This window comes from Bradyrhizobium sp. USDA 3262 (genome assembly GCF_054060035.1).
The window spans coordinates 3,300,176-3,317,407 of the sequence record NZ_JBSSCT010000001.1; the positions used below are offsets into that span (position 1 = coordinate 3,300,176).

The 17,232-nt window shown below is 57.6% G+C and carries 13 protein-coding genes; 3 read left to right on the forward strand and 10 right to left on the reverse strand.

The features are described 5' to 3' along the window. The first annotated feature begins 26 nt into the window (after positions 1-26). The 3 genes from ACVWYP_RS15255 (at position 27) to ACVWYP_RS15265 (ending at position 3,768) form a co-directional block, all read left to right on the forward strand. Positions 27-866, forward strand: a complete 840-nt coding sequence (locus ACVWYP_RS15255) for an IS5 family transposase (protein ID WP_259245116.1) — start codon at positions 27-29, stop codon at positions 864-866. Positions 867-1,597: 731 nt separating this feature from the next. Continuing rightward, complete coding sequence (locus ACVWYP_RS15260) at positions 1,598-3,067, forward strand: GFA family protein (protein WP_233475859.1); 1,470 nt, start codon at positions 1,598-1,600, stop codon at positions 3,065-3,067. A gap of 23 nt (positions 3,068-3,090) precedes the next feature. Beyond that, positions 3,091-3,768, forward strand: coding sequence for a 2OG-Fe(II) oxygenase (locus ACVWYP_RS15265; RefSeq protein WP_016842020.1), 678 nt, complete (start codon positions 3,091-3,093; stop codon positions 3,766-3,768). Between the two features lie 206 nt (positions 3,769-3,974). Here ACVWYP_RS15265 and ACVWYP_RS15270 read toward each other — a convergent pair whose 3' ends face one another. The 10 genes from ACVWYP_RS15270 to ACVWYP_RS15315 all read right to left on the reverse strand — a co-directional run bounded on the left by ACVWYP_RS15270 (position 3,975) and on the right by ACVWYP_RS15315 (position 16,653). Further along, complete coding sequence (locus tag ACVWYP_RS15270; RefSeq protein ID WP_240536980.1) at positions 3,975-5,276, reverse strand: preATP grasp domain-containing protein; 1,302 nt, start codon at positions 5,274-5,276, stop codon at positions 3,975-3,977. 184 nt (positions 5,277-5,460) lie between these two features. Beyond that, positions 5,461-6,996 carry a class I adenylate-forming enzyme family protein gene (locus tag ACVWYP_RS15275; RefSeq protein WP_026192383.1) on the reverse strand — a complete coding sequence of 512 codons (1,536 nt, stop codon included), beginning with the start codon at positions 6,994-6,996 and terminating at the stop codon, positions 5,461-5,463. Positions 6,997-8,384: 1,388 nt separating this feature from the next. Further along, positions 8,385-9,509 carry a M20 family metallopeptidase gene (locus ACVWYP_RS15280; RefSeq protein ID WP_028343550.1) on the reverse strand — a complete coding sequence of 375 codons (1,125 nt, stop codon included), beginning with the start codon at positions 9,507-9,509 and terminating at the stop codon, positions 8,385-8,387. A 743-nt stretch (positions 9,510-10,252) separates the two neighbouring features. Then, positions 10,253-10,777 carry a flavin reductase family protein gene (locus tag ACVWYP_RS15285; RefSeq protein ID WP_085964790.1) on the reverse strand — a complete coding sequence of 175 codons (525 nt, stop codon included), beginning with the start codon at positions 10,775-10,777 and terminating at the stop codon, positions 10,253-10,255. A gap of 264 nt (positions 10,778-11,041) precedes the next feature. Next, entirely contained in the window at positions 11,042-11,224 is a 183-nt protein-coding gene (locus ACVWYP_RS15290) for a hypothetical protein (RefSeq protein WP_075968510.1), read from the reverse strand. 263 nt (positions 11,225-11,487) lie between these two features. Next, the gene (trpD, locus tag ACVWYP_RS15295) at positions 11,488-12,489 is read right to left on the reverse strand and encodes an anthranilate phosphoribosyltransferase (RefSeq protein ID WP_016842012.1); all 1,002 of its coding nucleotides are present in this window, start codon (positions 12,487-12,489) and stop codon (positions 11,488-11,490) included. A gap of 312 nt (positions 12,490-12,801) precedes the next feature. Next, on the reverse strand, positions 12,802-13,029 hold the full coding sequence (locus ACVWYP_RS15300) for a hypothetical protein (RefSeq protein WP_125459188.1): 228 nt from the start codon (positions 13,027-13,029) through the stop codon (positions 12,802-12,804). Positions 13,030-13,069: 40 nt separating this feature from the next. Continuing rightward, positions 13,070-14,677: an acyl-CoA carboxylase subunit beta gene (locus ACVWYP_RS15305; protein ID WP_026192385.1), complete on the reverse strand. Its 1,608-nt coding sequence runs from the start codon at positions 14,675-14,677 to the stop codon at positions 13,070-13,072. A 1-nt stretch (position 14,678) separates the two neighbouring features. Next, on the reverse strand, positions 14,679-15,242 hold the full coding sequence (locus ACVWYP_RS15310) for an acetyl-CoA carboxylase biotin carboxyl carrier protein subunit (RefSeq protein WP_155258714.1): 564 nt from the start codon (positions 15,240-15,242) through the stop codon (positions 14,679-14,681). Further along, positions 15,184-16,653 carry an acetyl-CoA carboxylase biotin carboxylase subunit gene (locus ACVWYP_RS15315; protein ID WP_016842008.1) on the reverse strand — a complete coding sequence of 490 codons (1,470 nt, stop codon included), beginning with the start codon at positions 16,651-16,653 and terminating at the stop codon, positions 15,184-15,186. The genes ACVWYP_RS15310 and ACVWYP_RS15315 overlap by 59 nt, the downstream gene beginning before the upstream one ends. Between the last annotated feature and the right edge of the window lie 579 nt (positions 16,654-17,232).

Below are 17,232 nucleotides of genomic sequence, written 5' to 3' on the forward strand. Positions count from 1 at the left end.
GGTGTTCGAAGCCATCGGAGAAGCAGATGACCTGGACCGAAATCACCCGCTGTCAGCATGACAGACGAGCGCTGCGCTATGCAAGCGATTGTACGGATGCGGAATGGGCCTTGATCGAGCTGTTGATGCCAGGGCGGAGCAAGGTGGGTCGACCGCGCAAGACCTGCATGCGATCGGTATGGGATGCGATCCAGTACATTGCGACGACGGGATGCCAATGGGCGCTTTTGCCGAAGGATTTTCCTCCCTTTACGACGGTCCAGTACTATTTTTATGGCCTGCGCGACAGCGGGGTGTTGGACTTGATCAATGACGCCTTGGTTGAAATCGCGCGCAGGCTTGCTGGACGGGAGCCGCAACCAACGGCGGCGATCATCGACAGTCAATCGGTCAAGATGACCGAGAGCGGTGGGCCGCGCGGCTTTGATGCGGGCAAGAAGATCAAAGGTCGCAAGCGTCATATCGTCACCGACACACAAGGAAATTTGCTGAGCGCCATCGTGCACCCGGCCAATGTTCAGGATCGGGACGGTGCGCCGACCGTCGTCACTTTGGCGTGTGCGAGCTACCCGACTATTGCGCACTTGTTTGCTGACGGCGGCTACGCCGGCGAAAAGCTTGAGAACGCGCTCCGGAGAATCGACGGGCCCACTATTCAAATTGTCAAACGCCCGGATGAGGCAAAAGGCTTCGTTGTTGTTGCCCGACGCTGGGTCGTCGAACGAACGTTGGCATGGCTTAACCGCTGCCGACGTCTTGCCAAGGATTGGGAGGCCTCCGTCACCTCGGCTGAAGCATGGCTCCTTATTGCGTCAACTCGACAACTGGTCCGCCGCATCGCCAGATCGGCCAACGTCAAGTCATGAATTTTGAGTCAGACTCTTAGAGAGATTACCGACCAACCGGAAGGCGCCTGATCTTTTCGGCTTATTTTCGGCGACGCTCCATTGGTGCACAAATTTTGAATTCGTTCCTGGAGACGCAAGCGCTCCCGACATCAATCGCCAGAAGTCCCGCCTGCTCGAGACGAAATCAAGGCATGAGGTTCCGCTCGGTCACCTACGAGGTAGCTGTGCGCGCAATCTTTGGCGTTTCACTAGCTCTGTGTCCACCGCGGATGGTATCGGCTGATTCGGTAACGCGCCTTCACTGTTCGGCTTCTAACTGCGCGTAAATTCCCGCCAGATTCAAAACACTACCATTGAGTTACCGGTTCGTACTCAGACATTGACCCGCGTAGTGCAAGGTTGGCATAGCAATTGCTACAAGCGTGCAGGAACACAGGATATTGGACGAGTGCACGCAGAACGGGCGAATGGCAGCGGCGGTCCCTTTGCCTTGAGACAATCGTTCTCGGCCGGCAGCCGCAATGTCACGTAGATTGTAGCTGCAGGCCTCGAAGAGCCCGCTGGATGTGGTTCGTCTCGGCAATGCCAAATCAAGTCCGCAGGGGATGCGATGAGCAGGCAGTGAATAGCAACCGTGGATGCTTGATCCGTCCACGACAGGTCGCAGGTGAAAGCGTCGAGCTGGCCGGATGTGCCGCCTGCGCATGTCAGGCGAGGCTTCCTTGGCCTGGCGGACGCCGATATTCAGCATGAGTCAGCAAATGATGGATGGCGCGTTTGGTCATTCGCGGGATTGGATTGCTCGTGGAGGGAAATCCAACGCGAGAGGGTGGTGGCTTCAATCTACCGACATGTTCCTATCGACGCGCTCATGTACAGGACTGATCCCTGATGGCCCTGCCTGGGACCGCAAAGATGGTTGGGAGCAGTTCGCCTGTATGACGAACGCGACCGCAAACCCGTCGGACCAAGTTGGTGGCCTTCGAAAGTGCTCCTCAAACATCATTCTCTCCACGGTTAGGATTCAAATGAGGCCTTCTCAAGCGTCGCAAGTTCAACTGGATCGACCTTCGCAGATAGTCTGCGAGTACTTGACTGAGCAAGCGCGAAATCTGTTTGGCCTGCATCCGTTCGCTGCGGAGATGTCTAAACGCCAAGTTGCGAGCTTGCTGCCGGAATACTTGGCGATGTCACAGGCGTTCCCTTACCTGCAGGCAGGCTCGCAAAAGGATCTCATATTTGATGCGATGCGTCGCAACCGAGACCTTCCTAGGGATGTTGAACTAACCAGCGTGGTCGCAAATTTCATCTGTTGGGATGAGACGGGCGGTTATGGCCGGGTTCTGCGAGGCGGCAAGACGGCGCTACCCGATATTCTGGCGACTGAAGATTTCCACTCAAACCTGCTGAGAAAGGATGCATCGCGACTACTCGGTAGAACGATACAGCCGAATTATAGCGCCACAACGAAGCGGTACCTGCATTCCCTCTATGCCGGATTGTCAGCGAAAGATCCGGTCGTGCGCTGCGCCTACATGGTCGCTTTTGAGCTGCATGCTGCGGAAATGATCCAGTCACTGTGGACCACTCTGGTCAAAACCTTTGATGCGCAGTCTGACGATCTGGAGTACTTCCGCACTCATGTCGGCGGCGTGGATCCCGCCGAGAAGTATCACGGAGAAATGACAACCCGGCTCATTCGCGAAGTTGTGCCTGCTGACGGCAATCGTCGTTTTTTGGATGAATTCGATCGAGCCTATCGGCTCAGCTTACAGTGGTGCCGCGATCTGCTGCAAACTGTCTCAATTGAGGAAGATGGTCTTGCGGAGATCGAACATCACGGCGGTTGTCATTGTGGTGCCGTCAAGTTCTACGTCCGAGCGCCGCGAGAGCTCTCCGCAGTTCGATGCAACTGCTCCATCTGCCAAATGTCCGGGTTTCTGCACCTGCTTGTATCCGGCGATAAGCTCAGAATTGAGTGTGGCGAAGAGTTTCTCAATACATATCAATTTAACAAGAATATCGCTCGTCACACGTTTTGCCGGATTTGCGGCGTAAAGCCATTCTATCGACCGCGATCGAACCCCACGGGTTTCAGCGTAAACATTCGGTGCTTGGATAAGAGAACGATCGAAAACATAACAATAGAAGAGTTCGATGGCGAGCATTGGGAGGAAGCGTTCCGCCCGACGCGCGAGGATTGGGAAGCCACCAGTTAAGATCAAACTTGGAGTGAAGTCGCATGGCGCGCGCAATGAACGATAGATCTCGTCTGCTTTCAGAAGAGGCTCTCACCAAATACCGTATAGAGCTATTGGTGAAGGGTACGGTCGTAATCGCCCCTCAGACATTGTTCACCCAAGATGATTTGGCGAGGATCGATCAGCTCCAGATGGAGATTCCCGAAGAAGAGGTGCGGGTGGGAGATGCCGGCGACTCGCACAATGTCTTCGTGAAGCGGGTGAGGGTAGATCCGCCGGGCCGCCCTCCGACCAATGTGCATGGCAAAGCTCCGGGGCAGATCATCGAATTGCTTGAGAGGAAAGACCGCAGCTTTGCGCTGAAGAAGATCTTGGGGGCATCGTCAGATTACGTGATTCGCCGATGCCAAATGCATCGATTGCCTCCCGGTTCGTTCGTTGGCATCCACTTAGACGCTGAGAGCGACCCTGACTTCGAGTACTCCGTGATTGTGCAACTCGCGAGGGATTTTGAGGGGGGTGAGTTCGTGGTCTATCCGAACGCGTACGAACAGCAGGTATTTCGACCGCCGTTTGGGGCCGTGGTTGTCACCACATGTAGGATCCGACATGAGGTGAAGCCTGTGCACGCTGGCGAGCGCCGATCGCTGGTGTACTTCTGTTCAAAACGCGGCGGCGCGAATCGCCGGATCATCGAAAACACTGCTGACGGCCTGTGAGGACCGTTAGCGGAAACGGCTTTCGAACGGGTTGAGGACGCGGGCCAGCTTCTGGCAGACGCTGCCTAATTCGGAAGTTCACGGTTGGTCTACTTCGAGCGAAAAAGGCAACCACTCCCCTGACGTTCCCAGCAGCGGGTGTCAAGCACAGGTTTCGGATACGGGGGGGCTTCGAACGAATGGAGGAGTTTAAGAGGTCTGTGATTTCAGTTGGCCATTGCCAATAACCGGTGCTGCAGATCGCGGGCAGTTGACCTATCGCGCGCGATCACCAGGCACTCCACGGTGCCTGCCTCTTGATCGACGGCAAGCGGGATCACGCCCTCCTTGCGTGTGCCATCGAATAGAAATCCATACCTGACGAAGCGATCAAGCGCGGCCTGGAGAGAACATAATGGAACGTTTCTTACGGAAGAAATGACGTGGCGACTGGAATAATCGATGCCCAGCAGCCGGACGGCAATACTATGTAACACTGACCCTCCGCCCCACCGGCCGTTCGCTTCGTTAAAGAAAAGCCGGCCGTCGCTCGCGAAAATGCCATCAATGTTGATCATTCCGCGATACCCCAAGGTTCGCGCCAGCTCGACAAATCGGTAGGCGTGCGCCTGTGCAGCCAACCATTGCTCATTCGTCAGGTCGCTTGGAAGCTCGAGCCCTGTCCAGATGAGCGCTCGTTCGGATCGGTCTTCGCTGCGACGTAGACGGATGCTTCCACTGTTGATGAAAACGATGGAACCATCCTCCTCTATCTCATACTCAAGATAGAACGGAGCGCGAGCCAAGTGGTACGATTCAATGACCAATGTCTTGCAGGATGCTGTGATCATCTCAGACCAAAGTGCTTGAGGATCAAACGATGGCCAAGCAACCGTTCGGGTATCTCTCGCCCCAGGAAGTGCTCCACTTTCGTTGCCGGTCAGGATAACATTGCCGACTCCGCCCGCTCCATTATCCAACTTGACGATCACGTTGCCGGTCTCTGACCTTAAGGAGGTGACCGCCCTGAATAGTTCGTTTGGGTTTGTGGTCGCGCATCCACTGGGCAGTGGGAGCGCGACACTTGTCGCCAATTGACGGAAGTGGCTCTTGCGGTTCAAGAGATCCGGCCCTCGCTGCAAAGCGAATTCGTCCCCGCTCTGCGGGATGCCAAGCAGCTCCGCCAAGCGCGCTACGCCTTCACTAGAGTAGCAGGCAGATATTCTCCAAGTTGATTTCTGGCGAATATGGCTGTTGAGTCGCTCGACGAAAGCATTGGATAGCAGGGTGCAATCGTTGAGAATCAGCGATTCACGGGCGTCGTCAGGCACAAGCGTCGAGAGACTCGAGGCATCGAAATTGAGCGTCGCGCCGATGAAGGATAGCAGGTCTGCCGGGATTGCTACCGGAGAGACTATTAGGTCACCCTCCTGTGCAAACCAGGCAGACCGGCATGCGGAGTTGGCGGAAAGGGACAGTTGAGTTGCTGTTAGATCGCCACCGGACATTTGAGCTGTCCCGGCATTCATGATTAAGATCCGAGGCAACGACAATCTCCCAGACGCCTGGCGTGATTAAGCATAGACCACCATGCCAGCGACGATGAGTTCGCCGCGACGCATCGTATGGAGGTACCGACCGGAAGGCGGTGTTGCGCTGCCTCGATATCTCCTGTGGTGTAGTCGGGAACTACGGCCAACCAATCCGCGGTTCTCAATCGCTGTCTCCTTCCGGGCTTGACTGCGTATCGAGCTCCTTCAGCATGAAATGCTGGACCTTGCCCAACGCCGTTTTTGGCAGTTCGTGCGTAAATATGATTTCGCGCGGTACCTTAAAACGGGCGAGCTGCGATTGAACATGCGTCAGCAGCGCTTCGGCTGCGATCCGGGACCCGGGTCGCCTGACCACATAGGCGATCGGGACTTCATCCCAGCGTGGGTCCCGTCGACCGACGACGGCGCATTCGGCGACATCCGGATGGCCCATGAGCACACGTTCCACTTCCGCCGGATAGATATTCTCTCCGCCGGAGATAATCAGGTTCTTCTTGCGGTCACGGACCCAAAAATATCCGTCGGCATCGCAGCGGCCGATGTCACCAGTGCGATACCAACCATCACTAAAGGCCTCACGCGTTGCCTGTTGATCGCCCCAATATCCGCAGAAGACGTTGGGTCCACGTATTACGATCTCGCCTGGGGTCCCGGGCGGCAACTTGGTGCCCACATCATCGATGATGGCTGCTTCGCAGCAAAGGCCAGGCAGGCCGCTTGCGCCGTCAGGTGCGAGATCTGCGCCGAGCTTGGTATAGACCGCGATGGGAGAGGTCTCGGTCGCACCATAAACCTGTAAGACTGGCACTCCGCGCCTCGCAAAGCGCTCGACAAGGCGCTGAGGTACCATCGTCGATCCGGTACAGATTGCTTTGAGCGCGGATAAATCCGCGCTTGCCCATCGCGGATGGTCCGTGAGCGCTTGCATCATGGCAGGGACCAGGGCTGCAAGTGTGGGTCGGTCATGCTCGAATGCATCAAACGTTGCCTCTGGCGAAAAGCGGCTTTGGATAGTTACCGTCGCGCCATGATGCAAACCGGGCGTCGTTTGGATATTGAGGCCGCCGACGTGGAAGAGCGGCAAAACAGTCAGGGCGTGATCAGTCGAGGTTAGGTCATGCATGTGCTGACTCATAACCCCGTTCCACAGCAACGCGTCCTGACGCAGCACAGCGCCTTTAGGTCGCCCTGTCGTGCCAGAAGTATAGACGATCAGAACCGGGCAGGACAGATCCGCATCTGGAGTGGGTTCGTCACCACAGCATTCGTCCAGAACGTCGTCCAACTTGCTTCCGCCGGGCGGCGCGAAGTCCAGGCCGACGAGGCAGGTATCGGGAAGTTGCCGCGTCAGAGCCGGCAAGACGGCGTTAAATGCCTGTTCAAGCACGAGCACTTTTGCTCCGGAGTCGGAAAGAATGAAAAGCTGCTCTGCGGCCGCAAGGCGCCAATTCAATGGAACGAGGATTGCGCCGAGCCGCGCGCAGGCATAGAGCAATGTCAGATAATCAGGCCGGTTGAGGCTGAGGATCGCGATCCGGTCACCCCTCTTGATGCCGAGTTGGCGCTTGAGGGCGTAAGAGACACGCCCGATCCGTCGATTGAAGCCCGAGTAGCTCAGAGCGTGTCCCTCGAAACGGAGCGCGGCTTTGTCGGGGGCATACGCAGCGTTGCGCTCAATCAATGTGCAGAGATCCAAACTCATCCTCCGTGAGCTTCGCAAGAGACGCTGGTTCCGATGTAGTTCAGCCGGAGTTCGGATCTACTTCGCCAGACCTCGATTGAGTGCTTCGGGTACCCATTACCCAGGTTACGATCCCGCGGCCCGAGCAGGACGGAGCGGTTCTTGATGGCTGTCATGGGGAGCGAACGATCGACACTGTTCGAGGTATCAGGCACTTGATCCACTTGCTCTGTTTTGCTCGGAAGCAGTCGTGTGCATCTGCCCGTAGTGATAGGTGCACCATGACGACTGTTTCTTGCCTGGTCTTTGACATACAGGCTCGCCGCACATATATGCCGACCTTGGATCTCCATCTTTGAAGCCGACAATGGCTCGGCATTGGCCTTCAATGTGGTCGATCAGCAGGACCTTCCTGACGCCGTCCGGCTCTTTCAACTTGCTGCTCCGCGATATCGCGCCATCTCTTCCGATGCCGCGCCAGTCACGCCGAGCGACACTTGCAGCTCAAGTTTCTTGAAAAGATACGCAGTCGCATGGGCCGTCGCACACTTGCGCGAGGATAAGCTTCCACCAGCATCGGGAAAGTGGTGTGAATCGAACCAAATGCTGGCTCTCCGAGGTGAGTTCGGTGCGGTCGTCTTGCCGTTCGGTTGCAAATGCGGGAAGCGGCGGCGCCCTGCGAGGGCTCGGGATCGAGGTGTACGCCGATCCCTTCCGGCATCACCGTCTCGCTGGCGCCTCGCTTTGGGGCAGCCGCACAGTATTGGTTCTGGAATGCCGGGGCGTTCACAACTACCTGCGAGCCGCGGTACTGCGATCAAGACTCGCTGCATAGCATCTCGACCGATTTGCTGGCGGGAATGAGGATCATGACCAACACTCAGCGTATGTTCTGACGAGGTGAGACATTCGTAATCCTTCACGATTCTGACGGCAGACGAGACACGCGGCGATTTAGGGATCGTACAACTTAACGTTACGTGCGATTCAAGCTCTTTTGGGCAACCCGCGGAGCATGCCAAAGCTCTCAGGTTTGCCGGTAAGGCGCTGCCAAGCGGTGTCGTGTCGACCGCAATTCTGCGCCAGGGTCTGCGTCAGAAAGTCGCTTGAGACGAGGTTCGCAAGCGACGAGGCTGTTGTCGAAAAGCCCGCGCGTTCGCGATCGGGCATCCGTCGTCTTCGCAGCCATAGCGGATGTAACGTCCGCTGTGCCTTATTGAATGCTTCACTGCGCATCTGTCGGGCGCTGACGCGGCAAGCCCAGGGCGAGATCCGACGATTGTGTTCGACAAGCCGGCCTGATGGTAGCTGACCCCTTTGCGCCGTTCGAGCGAGCCGCGCGATTGTGCGAGCGTGCCGTCATCTGGTGCACGTCGCGGTCGTCGGCTCCACTGGAGCGAAGATCATTGCAGCGTCTGATAGAGGCGATAGAGGAGCCGGGCGCGCGGCTCGATCGACGAAATGTAGAGTTGCTCATAATGCGTATGGGCGCCCTTGCCGTCGACGCCGAGACCGTCGAGGGTTGCGGTATGCGGCGCGGTGAAATTGCCGTCAGAGCCGCCACCGCTGAATACATCGAGCAGCTTGAAGCCGAGCTCGGCAGCAAGGCTTCTGGCGTGTTCGTAAAGTGCGGCGCCGGCGTTGCGCTTTTCGTACGGTGGCCGGTTCAATCCGCCGATAACCTTCACGGTGACACCATGGGTACGTGAGGTGACGCCGAGGATCTTCGGAACCAACTCGTCGGCGTCAGCCATGGTCGGCACCCGCATATCGACTTCCGCATAGGCTTCCTCGGCGATCACGTTGGACTTGCTGCCGCCACGGACGACGCCGACATTGACGGTGACGCCACGCTTAAAATCGTTCATCGCCTCCAGTGTCTGGATCACATTGCCAAGTTCCCGGATCGCGCTGCAGCCATCTTCGGGGCGCGCACCGGCGTGGGCCGGCGTGCCCTTGACGAAGACCTCAAAGCGCGCAACGCCTTTGCGTCCGGTGACGATCTTGCCGCCCTCGCGCGCGGGTTCGGTCACCAGCACATACTTGGCCTTGCGGCCCTCGGCCTCGATCAATGCCCGCGAGGTCGGGCTACCGATTTCTTCGTCCGATACGTAAAGTTGGGTGACGCCGAGCGGAGGGCGGACATCATCGGCGCAAACCTGCCGGAACGCGTGATACGCGAGATAGGCACCACCCTTCATGTCATAAATGCCGGGGCCGAATGCCCTGTTGCCCTCGACTTTGAACGGCAGGCGCTCGATGAACCCCATCGGATGAACTGTGTCGAGATGGCTCAGCACGAGAATGCCCGGTACGCCTTGGCCCCAGGACGAGCGTGTGACCAAATGATCGCCGCAGCCGTCGCGTCCCGCAACGCGGTCGACGCTGACTGACAAGTCACGATAGCCCGACGCGACGAGATCAGCCAGTTTATTGACCTGGTCCGGCCGTTCCGTTGGTGACTCGATCTCGACCCAGCGGCGGATGCCGTCGAGAATCACCGCGGCTTCGAATGGGTTGCTGGACATAGATCTGACGCCCTTTGAGTTCGACCTTCATCGTTCGCAGAAAATCGTGATAGGATCCATTTGATCGCATCATGATCTAACGCGAAGACCTTCAGAGTCGCCAACGTTGTGGGTCAGCTGGGCCTCTGAAGTCTAAGTCTTGCCGCAGGCAATGATGCTACGCGGGTTGAAATAAACAGCTACCAAACTTGGTAGGCTCCAACATGCAAGCTCGAGAGCCGTTGCTGTCTCGTGAACTGTAGCTGTTCTGATCAATTCCTCCGATAGCTGCGCATCTTGCATTCCCAATACTCTTCCGCGAGGATGTCTGCGCGCACTGGCCTTGAACACGTCGATGCCAAGGCCGGCGACAAGATCAGTGGCGTCTTCCGGCGCGCATGCCGACGCAAAATAGCGGCTCGGTTCGCCATCGAGCAATCTCGTGAGTTCGTGCTCGAGGTGGAACCCGGCGTCGAGCGTTTTTATACTCACTTCGCAAGATGAGTATAATCCCGGTTAACCTCGGCTTGGGGGGCGAATCAGCGCGCCCGATTCCGACCTCTTGTGCCAAGCCTGCCTCGGGCGCGTTGTTCGCATCAATAGGTCGTCCAGCTTGAGCGGGTAGCTCACCTTTTGTGCTGGCGCGGGGATCGCGGCTCGCGGGAAAATACGATAGGTGCCTTCGTGACGCAGATCATGAAAATGCAGGTCATCGATTTTTAACACGTGCAGGCGCGCGTGAACGCCGCAAAGGGAAATCGCACTCAATCAAGCAGCAGGGTTCGAAGCGCGCCCCGGAAGTTGATCAATGGATTGCCGTGGCCGACCCGGGTCGCGACAATTCGTCCGATAAAGATGGTATGTGTGCCAATCACCTTGTGGTCGTACAGGACGCATTCGAGCGCACAAAACGCGTTTGGCAATAGCGGTACATCGAAGATGCCCTGTTTCCAGGGCGCGGTATCGAAGCGATGAACACCTTTCGCACCCTCCTGACCGCCAAAACGTAGCGCAAGGTCCTCCTGGTTGCTGCGCAGAAGACTGACTCCAAATCTGCGACTGGCGAGTATCCCGTCATGCGTCTCGGAGCCGACTTTTATGCCAACGAGTAGGCACGGGGGCTCCATGCAAATGGAGGTCACCGAACTAACCGTCAGTCCACGTCGTTCGGCGGCCTTTCCGGTCGCCACGATGGCGACACCGCTCGCCAGATTTCGCATGGCCTGACGGAACTCGGTCGCTTGGACAGATGGAATATCACGAATCCTAGGAGGGGACGGGTAGCTCATGACCTGCCTCTGGAGTTTTACTCCAATTCTGGTGTCTCCGTTACGCGCGGATGACCTTGATTCCTTTGCGCCTGCTATCGGGCGCACGGTGTCGCATTGCGCAACCAATGGCTGCCCCTCTCACCGAGCATCTCAGCGCGAGGAAGTTTCCTGCTTGGGAGTGCCCTGTTGATGGACGTGTCAGCGGCGATCCTGCCCGCTGCGTCGATCGCGACGGGGAACAGTCCGGCCGGAGTTTTTTTCGCATGTAGCAGCATAGGCACGCTAATTTACTCTCAACAGAGCACGCTTTTTCGCATCGAGAAGATGCCCATCGAGCGTCGCGTGCAGCGCACCTCGTAGCTCCGGCGGAATCGAGCCGTCTGTGTCGATCAATTCCCGAAACTTTCGAATGATGTGTTCTATCGTTGCAATAGATCCGAGTGTTTCCATATCCTGTGAGGACATTTCCCGATGATCTCCTTTTGCGCAGCGCACGAGCGCTTCGTCGCGGTCCCCGACTTCAACTGTGTGCCGCAACAGGCTCTTGCCGATAAAGAAGGGGACTCTCGCGCCGTGTGGTTAAGGCGAATTGTTTGATCAGTACGCGGATAGATGGCAACAACGTCTTCGAAAGCTCGCAGAAGCAGCGCGCGTTTGCGCCTGCTGTCCCTTCGCACTTGTGAGCATTGGTCTTGATCAGAATGTTGGAACATCGACCAACTCGGCTGTCACGCATTGGAAACCGTGATCAGTCGCTTCAGTCGGGCGGCCGCGGCGCCGCGATGAAGCGAATCTCTCCCAAGTGCAACGCCTTCCTGCAGCGTCGAGGCCCGGCCGGCTACAATAAAAGCCGCCGCCGCATTCAAAAGCGCGGCGTCGCGAAATCGACTTGGTGCACCATCGAGCATGCCCTGGAGCGCGTCGGCATCGCCGCCGTCCAGCGCCTCTTTGCGGCAGCGGCGGAGACCGGCTTCTTCCGGCGTCACTTCGAAGGTGCGGATTGTACCCGCCTCTAGGGCTGCAACAAAGGTTTGGCCGGTAAGGGTAATTTCGTCGAGTCCGTCCGAGCCATGAACCACCCATACCGATTCCGCACCAAGATTCTTCAATACATACGCCAAAGGCTGGACCCATTCGCGAGAGAATACTCCGATCATCTGCCGCTTGACTCTGGCCGGATTGGACAGAGGTCCGATTAGATTGAAAATCGTGTGGGTCCCAAGTGCGGTCCGAATCTGGCCAACGCGCTGCATCGCCGGATAATGGGGCGCCGCAAACATGAAGCCGATGCCAGCTTCGTGCACGCAACGCGCAACCGCCTCAGGCTCAAGGTCGATCTTCACGCCGAGGCGCGCCAACACGTCTGCGGCACACGAACCTGAGGACACATCGCGGTTGGCGGTCTTGACAACAGGAACGCCGGCCCCGGCAACAATAAAGGAGGCGCATGTCGACACGTTAACCGACCACATGGGGCCTTCGCTCGTGCCAGTGATATCGATGGGATCGCATGCCGCCTCGACCCGCGGCATTCTATCCCGAATCGCCGAGGCTGCACCGGTAACTTCTTCGACCGTTTCGCCGCGAACCCGCATTCCCATCAACAAGCCGCCGATCTGCGATGGGGTCGCGTGTCCCGACATCATGCTGTCGAAGGCTAACGCGGTTTCCTCACGCGTCAGAGTGGCGCCGCTGGCAACTTTGCCAATGATCGATTTGAGCGCTTCCATCGAACTTTCCACGATCCCTGTCCAAAGCTGAGGCTCGTCCGTTCAACGGGGGGGCGTTGAAGAGACGTGACATTGGTGCATCGAAGCAGCTGCCTGCCTCCTGGGCGGCTGATACTTCATTGGCCCGTGCGTATCGGTTGGTTGGGCGCGGGCCCCTGGGTGAGGCTACAACCTGACGCTACGTGAGGGTCAAGCTCTCCATCTTATGGTGCTGTCAGGACAGCTCATCGGCCGATCAGAATAGTGCAGGCGCGTGGACGCCAGCGCCAACGTAAATGTCTCGCGCCGGTGGTTGCCGCGGCTGTCTCTTGATCACGGTGTTCCGATCCGGTCCACGGAAGCGTTCGGCCTGCGCGCGCCGCGTCGTCGAGCGTTGAAGCCGGCTTCCATTACCTGTTTGGGGTCGAAGCCCGATCTTATGGCTACCAGAAGGTAGCCGGCCAGATTGCAGGTGAAGGTGCACAGAACGTCACGTACACCATGCTCTACTGCTTTCACGGATTGGCTGTCATCGAACTCTACCTGCTGACGGTTGCGCAAGGTGGTTTATCTCAAGCTGCATCTCGTGTTCGGTCCTGCGTTACAGCCGGAACACGCCATACTGCGGCGCATCGATCGGCGCATTGAGCGAAGCGCTCAATGCAATTGCGAGGGCGGTTCTGGTGTCGACAGGATCCAGGATGCCGTCGTCCCAGATTTCGGAGGTCGCATAATAGGCGCTCGATCGTTCGTGATATTCTTCAAGAATTGGCTCTCGAATGGCTGCCAGTTCCTGCTCGGAGAGGCGTCCGCCCGCGCGAGCCAACTGTCGTGCCTTGACGTGGGTGAGAACGCCTGCGGCCTGCTCAGCGCCCATCGCGGATATCTGAGAATTAGGCCAGCTGAACACAAATCGAGGATCAAACGCGCGTCCCGACATAGCGTAAGTGCCCGCGCCGTGCGAGCTATTGCAAACAATCGTAAACTTTGGAACGGACGCTCCGGACACAGCCATGATCAGCTTAGCGCCGTCCTTGGTGATCCCACGCCGCTCATATTCGCGGCCAACCATGAAGCCCGTGACATTCTGCAGGAAGAGCAGGGGCGTCCGATTCTTGTCGCATAATTGGATGAAATGAGCACCCTTCAGCGAGCTATCGCTGAACAGCACGCCATTGTTGGCAAGGATCCCGACTTGATATCCATGAAGCCGCGCAAAGCCACACACAAGTGACGTGCCATAACGCGGCTGATACTCATGAAATCGGCTGCCATCGACCAGACGAGCGATGATCTCTCGCATGTCGAACTGCGCTCGGGCATCCTTTGGAATGATACCGTAGAGTTCGCAAGCACTGTAAGCGGGCGGCTCAGGAGCCACTCGATCGATCCAAGTTTTCGCCGGTTGGCGGAACCGAGCGACGACGTCGCGGGCAATCGCAATTGCATGCATCTCAGAGCTTGCGACGTAATCACTGGTGCCCGACACGTTGGTATGCATGAGGGCGCCGCCCAAATCTTCGGCCGACACGTGTTCCCCGGTGGCAGCCTTTACGACCGGGGGGCCGCCGAGAAAAATCGCCCCCGTACCTTCGACCATAATGTTGTATTCACTAAGCGCGGGGACGTAGGCCCCTGCCGCGGTGCAGTGGCCCATGACGATGGCGACCTGCGGCACTCCCATCTTCGAGAGAATGGATTGATTCCGGAGTATTCGACCAGCGTGGTAGCGATCCGCAAAGAATTCTGCCTGCAAAGGCAGGAACCCGCCCGCGCAGTCGCACAGATGAACCACCGGCAGACGGTTTTCGATGGCGATATCCAGGGCCCGCACAATCTTCTTGACTGAGAGCGGATACCATGCACCGCTTTTCACGCTGGCATCGTCGGCATGAACAATCACCTCCCGACCCGCTACAATGCCGATGCCGACGACCTGCGCGGCGCTGGGCACCTCGCCATCATACGCCTTGTTGGCGGCCAGCGTGGAAAGCTCTAGGAACGGAGTTTCCGGGTCGAGCAAGGCTGCGAGCCGTTCGCGAACAAACAGTTTGTTCTGTCGACGCAGTCGCTCGAAATCCCGTTCTGGCCGATGGAAGCGGGCAGCGCGTTGCCGTTCCTTCAATTCGGCCGCAAGCTGTCTGTTGTGGCAATCGTTGCGGCGAAACGCTTGCGAGTTAACGTCCGCTACGGAACCGATCCGCTGCATTTCAGCGCCCTTCTTCGGAGAGCGTGACCAGCTCAGCGTCATGCTCGAAGCTTTCGCCTTCCTTGACGTGAATTCGATCGACGATGCCGTCCTGCGGTGAGCGTATGATCGTCTGCAGCTTCATGCTCTCAATCATCATCAGTGCCATTCCCGCCGAGACTGATTGGCCAGGCGAAACGGTAGTCGCAACAACTACGCCAGGCATCGGCGCACGGGCGATTAGCAGGCGTGTTTCGTCATTCGCGGAAGTGAGCGCTCGCAATGGGTCATTGTAGCGCACAATGCGGCTTCTGCCGCGTATATGCAGATGAATCAGGTCGCCATCGATAGCAAACCTGACCGGTTCGCTTTCCCCGGCAATGGTCAGGATGCCACTACTCTCACCGTGATGCGTGAACGCGACGGGGGCAATCACTTGGTCGCGCAAATGAAGCCGGTAACCCTGCTGGCTGGTTGAAAGCCATAGCCTATGGTCTACGCGGTCGACCTCGAATGAGTGATACACGTCAATTTCTCCAGCTGCCAAATGCTGCGTGAAGCTCGGGCACGGCGTCAGCGGAAGCACGCACCGGTCTCGTCAGGAGAGCGGCGGATGCCAGGAACGCAGACAATCCGGTAGCAAAATTGTCGGTTGCAAGATGCGGGTTTTCTTCAAGGTATCCCGTATGGAACTGACCGCCGAGAAATGCCTCGTCAGCTAGGATCCGGGCGAGCAAGCTGGCATTGGTCTCACACCCAAGTAGAACAAGTTCTCGAACCGCACGATGGGCTTTCATAGCAGCCTCTATGCGGCTTGGGGCATGCACGATAATCTTTGCAAGCATCGGATCGAACGCCGCCGTGATGTGCTGACCTCGCATGATGCCGCTGTCGATCCGTACGCCGTCCGGATACTCGAGAAGAAGTACTTTGCCAGTGGTTGGAACGTATCCGCGTTCGGGGGCCTCCGCGTACAGCCTGAGCTCGATCGCATGCCCGTTCGAAGCAATATCGGATTGCGCAAGCGCAAGTTCGCGGCCGGCTGCGGCATAAACCTGTTCGGCGATCAGGTCGACACCAGTGACCATCTCGGTCACTGGATGCTCGACTTGAAGGCGGGTATTCATTTCGAGAAAGTAGAAGTCGCCTTCGCTGAGGATGAACTCGACCGTTCCAGCATTTTGATATTGCGCCGCACGGGCGATGCCGACCGCGGCTTCGCAAATCCGTGTCCGCAATTGTGGTGATAACGCGGGCGAGGGCGTCTCTTCTATGATCTTCTGGAAGCGGCGCTGCACTGAACACTCGCGCTCGAAGAGATGGACTAGGTTACCGAAGGCGTCACCCAACACCTGTACTTCGATGTGCCGCGGGATTTCGAGATATCGTTCGACATAAAGTCGGCCATTTCCAAAGTAGCAACGCGCTTCACTGCGCGCCTGCTCGATGGCTGCTTCCAATGCATTTGGGTCGCGGACAATTCGCATGCCCTTGCCCCCACCGCCCCCCGTCGGCTTAACCAGCAAAGGAAATCCAACAGCTTGCGCTCTCGAAACGAATGTCGTCGGATCATCTTCTTCGATGGCGCAGGGAAGGACTGGAAAGCCGTTGCGCTGAACGAAGTTGCGGGCCCGGATCTTGTCCCCCATGAGTTCGATGGCTTCCGGAGCAGGCCCGATGAAGGTAATGCCTGCCTTGATCACCTCCCTGGCGAACTCCGCACTCTCGGAAAGCAATCCATATCCTGGATGCAGCGCCCCGGCGTTCGCCTTGCGAGCGGCAGCTATGATCTGCGCAATGTCCAAATAGCTCGCCACCGGCGTGCGGCCACTGATCGGAATTGCCAAGTCGGCCATGGAGACGGCCGGGGTCAGGGCGTCTACCTCGTGGTAGGCAATTGCAGAACGGAGTCCAAGCTTCCGCAGCGTTTTGATGATTCGTGCAGCTATCTCGCCCCTATTGGCGATTAGAACCGTATCGAAGTGTAATTTGTGCATTCGCCTATCCGGACAAGCACTGTGGGCCAGAGCTTCTGTCAGTTGTGACCGATTGGTACCACTCTCGACGGCCCGCGCTTGATCGCTTGCCTTGGTGGAAGAACAGGCTTGATCCATTTTTGAATGTGAACTGGCACGCTCACGGCCGGCGATCCCTCACTTTGAGTCACTGTTCTTCTTGCCAGTATCTCGAACGGAGATCACGTAGCGACACTGCTGGCTGAGGCTCGCTTGCTTTGATCGGAGACAAGACATAATGGCGGCACGATCAGGTATGTGGCTGCTGCACAGGCGGAACACGTCCTCCATGCAAGCCTCCTTCTCCTCCGCGGTCGGCGCTTGGTCGCGCGCATTCACCTGTCCGGGGATTGCGGCTGTCATTGCGACAGCAAGAGCGATAGCGCGGTAGTTGGCATTGAGAAGCGAAGCCAAACGGAGTCGTTGGTTTTGACTCATGATATCCTTTCAAGCCGGTGGTGCAGTGGTTGTTATTTGGCGCCAAACGCAAGATGACCTGACGACCGGAAAATGGGCCCGGGCGCGCAGTTCGCATTATCTGTCAGGAAGCGTCGAGATTGT

What these genes read in the sequence shown, in the direction of transcription:
- ACVWYP_RS15255 (WP_259245116.1), top strand. Translation starts at nt 27, where the DNA reads ATGACCTGGACCGAAATCACCCGCTGTCAGCATGACAGACGAGCGCTG.
- ACVWYP_RS15260 (WP_233475859.1), top strand. Translation starts at nt 1,598, where the DNA reads ATGAGTCAGCAAATGATGGATGGCGCGTTTGGTCATTCGCGGGATTGG.
- ACVWYP_RS15265 (WP_016842020.1), top strand. Translation starts at nt 3,091, where the DNA reads ATGGCGCGCGCAATGAACGATAGATCTCGTCTGCTTTCAGAAGAGGCT.
- ACVWYP_RS15270 (WP_240536980.1), bottom strand. Translation starts at nt 5,276, where the DNA reads ATGAATGCCGGGACAGCTCAAATGTCCGGTGGCGATCTAACAGCAACT.
- ACVWYP_RS15280 (WP_028343550.1), bottom strand. Translation starts at nt 9,509, where the DNA reads ATGTCCAGCAACCCATTCGAAGCCGCGGTGATTCTCGACGGCATCCGC.
- ACVWYP_RS15285 (WP_085964790.1), bottom strand. Translation starts at nt 10,777, where the DNA reads ATGAGCTACCCGTCCCCTCCTAGGATTCGTGATATTCCATCTGTCCAA.
- ACVWYP_RS15290 (WP_075968510.1), bottom strand. Translation starts at nt 11,224, where the DNA reads ATGTCCTCACAGGATATGGAAACACTCGGATCTATTGCAACGATAGAA.
- trpD (WP_016842012.1), bottom strand. Translation starts at nt 12,489, where the DNA reads ATGGAAGCGCTCAAATCGATCATTGGCAAAGTTGCCAGCGGCGCCACT.
- ACVWYP_RS15305 (WP_026192385.1), bottom strand. Translation starts at nt 14,677, where the DNA reads ATGCAGCGGATCGGTTCCGTAGCGGACGTTAACTCGCAAGCGTTTCGC.
- ACVWYP_RS15315 (WP_016842008.1), bottom strand. Translation starts at nt 16,653, where the DNA reads ATGCACAAATTACACTTCGATACGGTTCTAATCGCCAATAGGGGCGAG.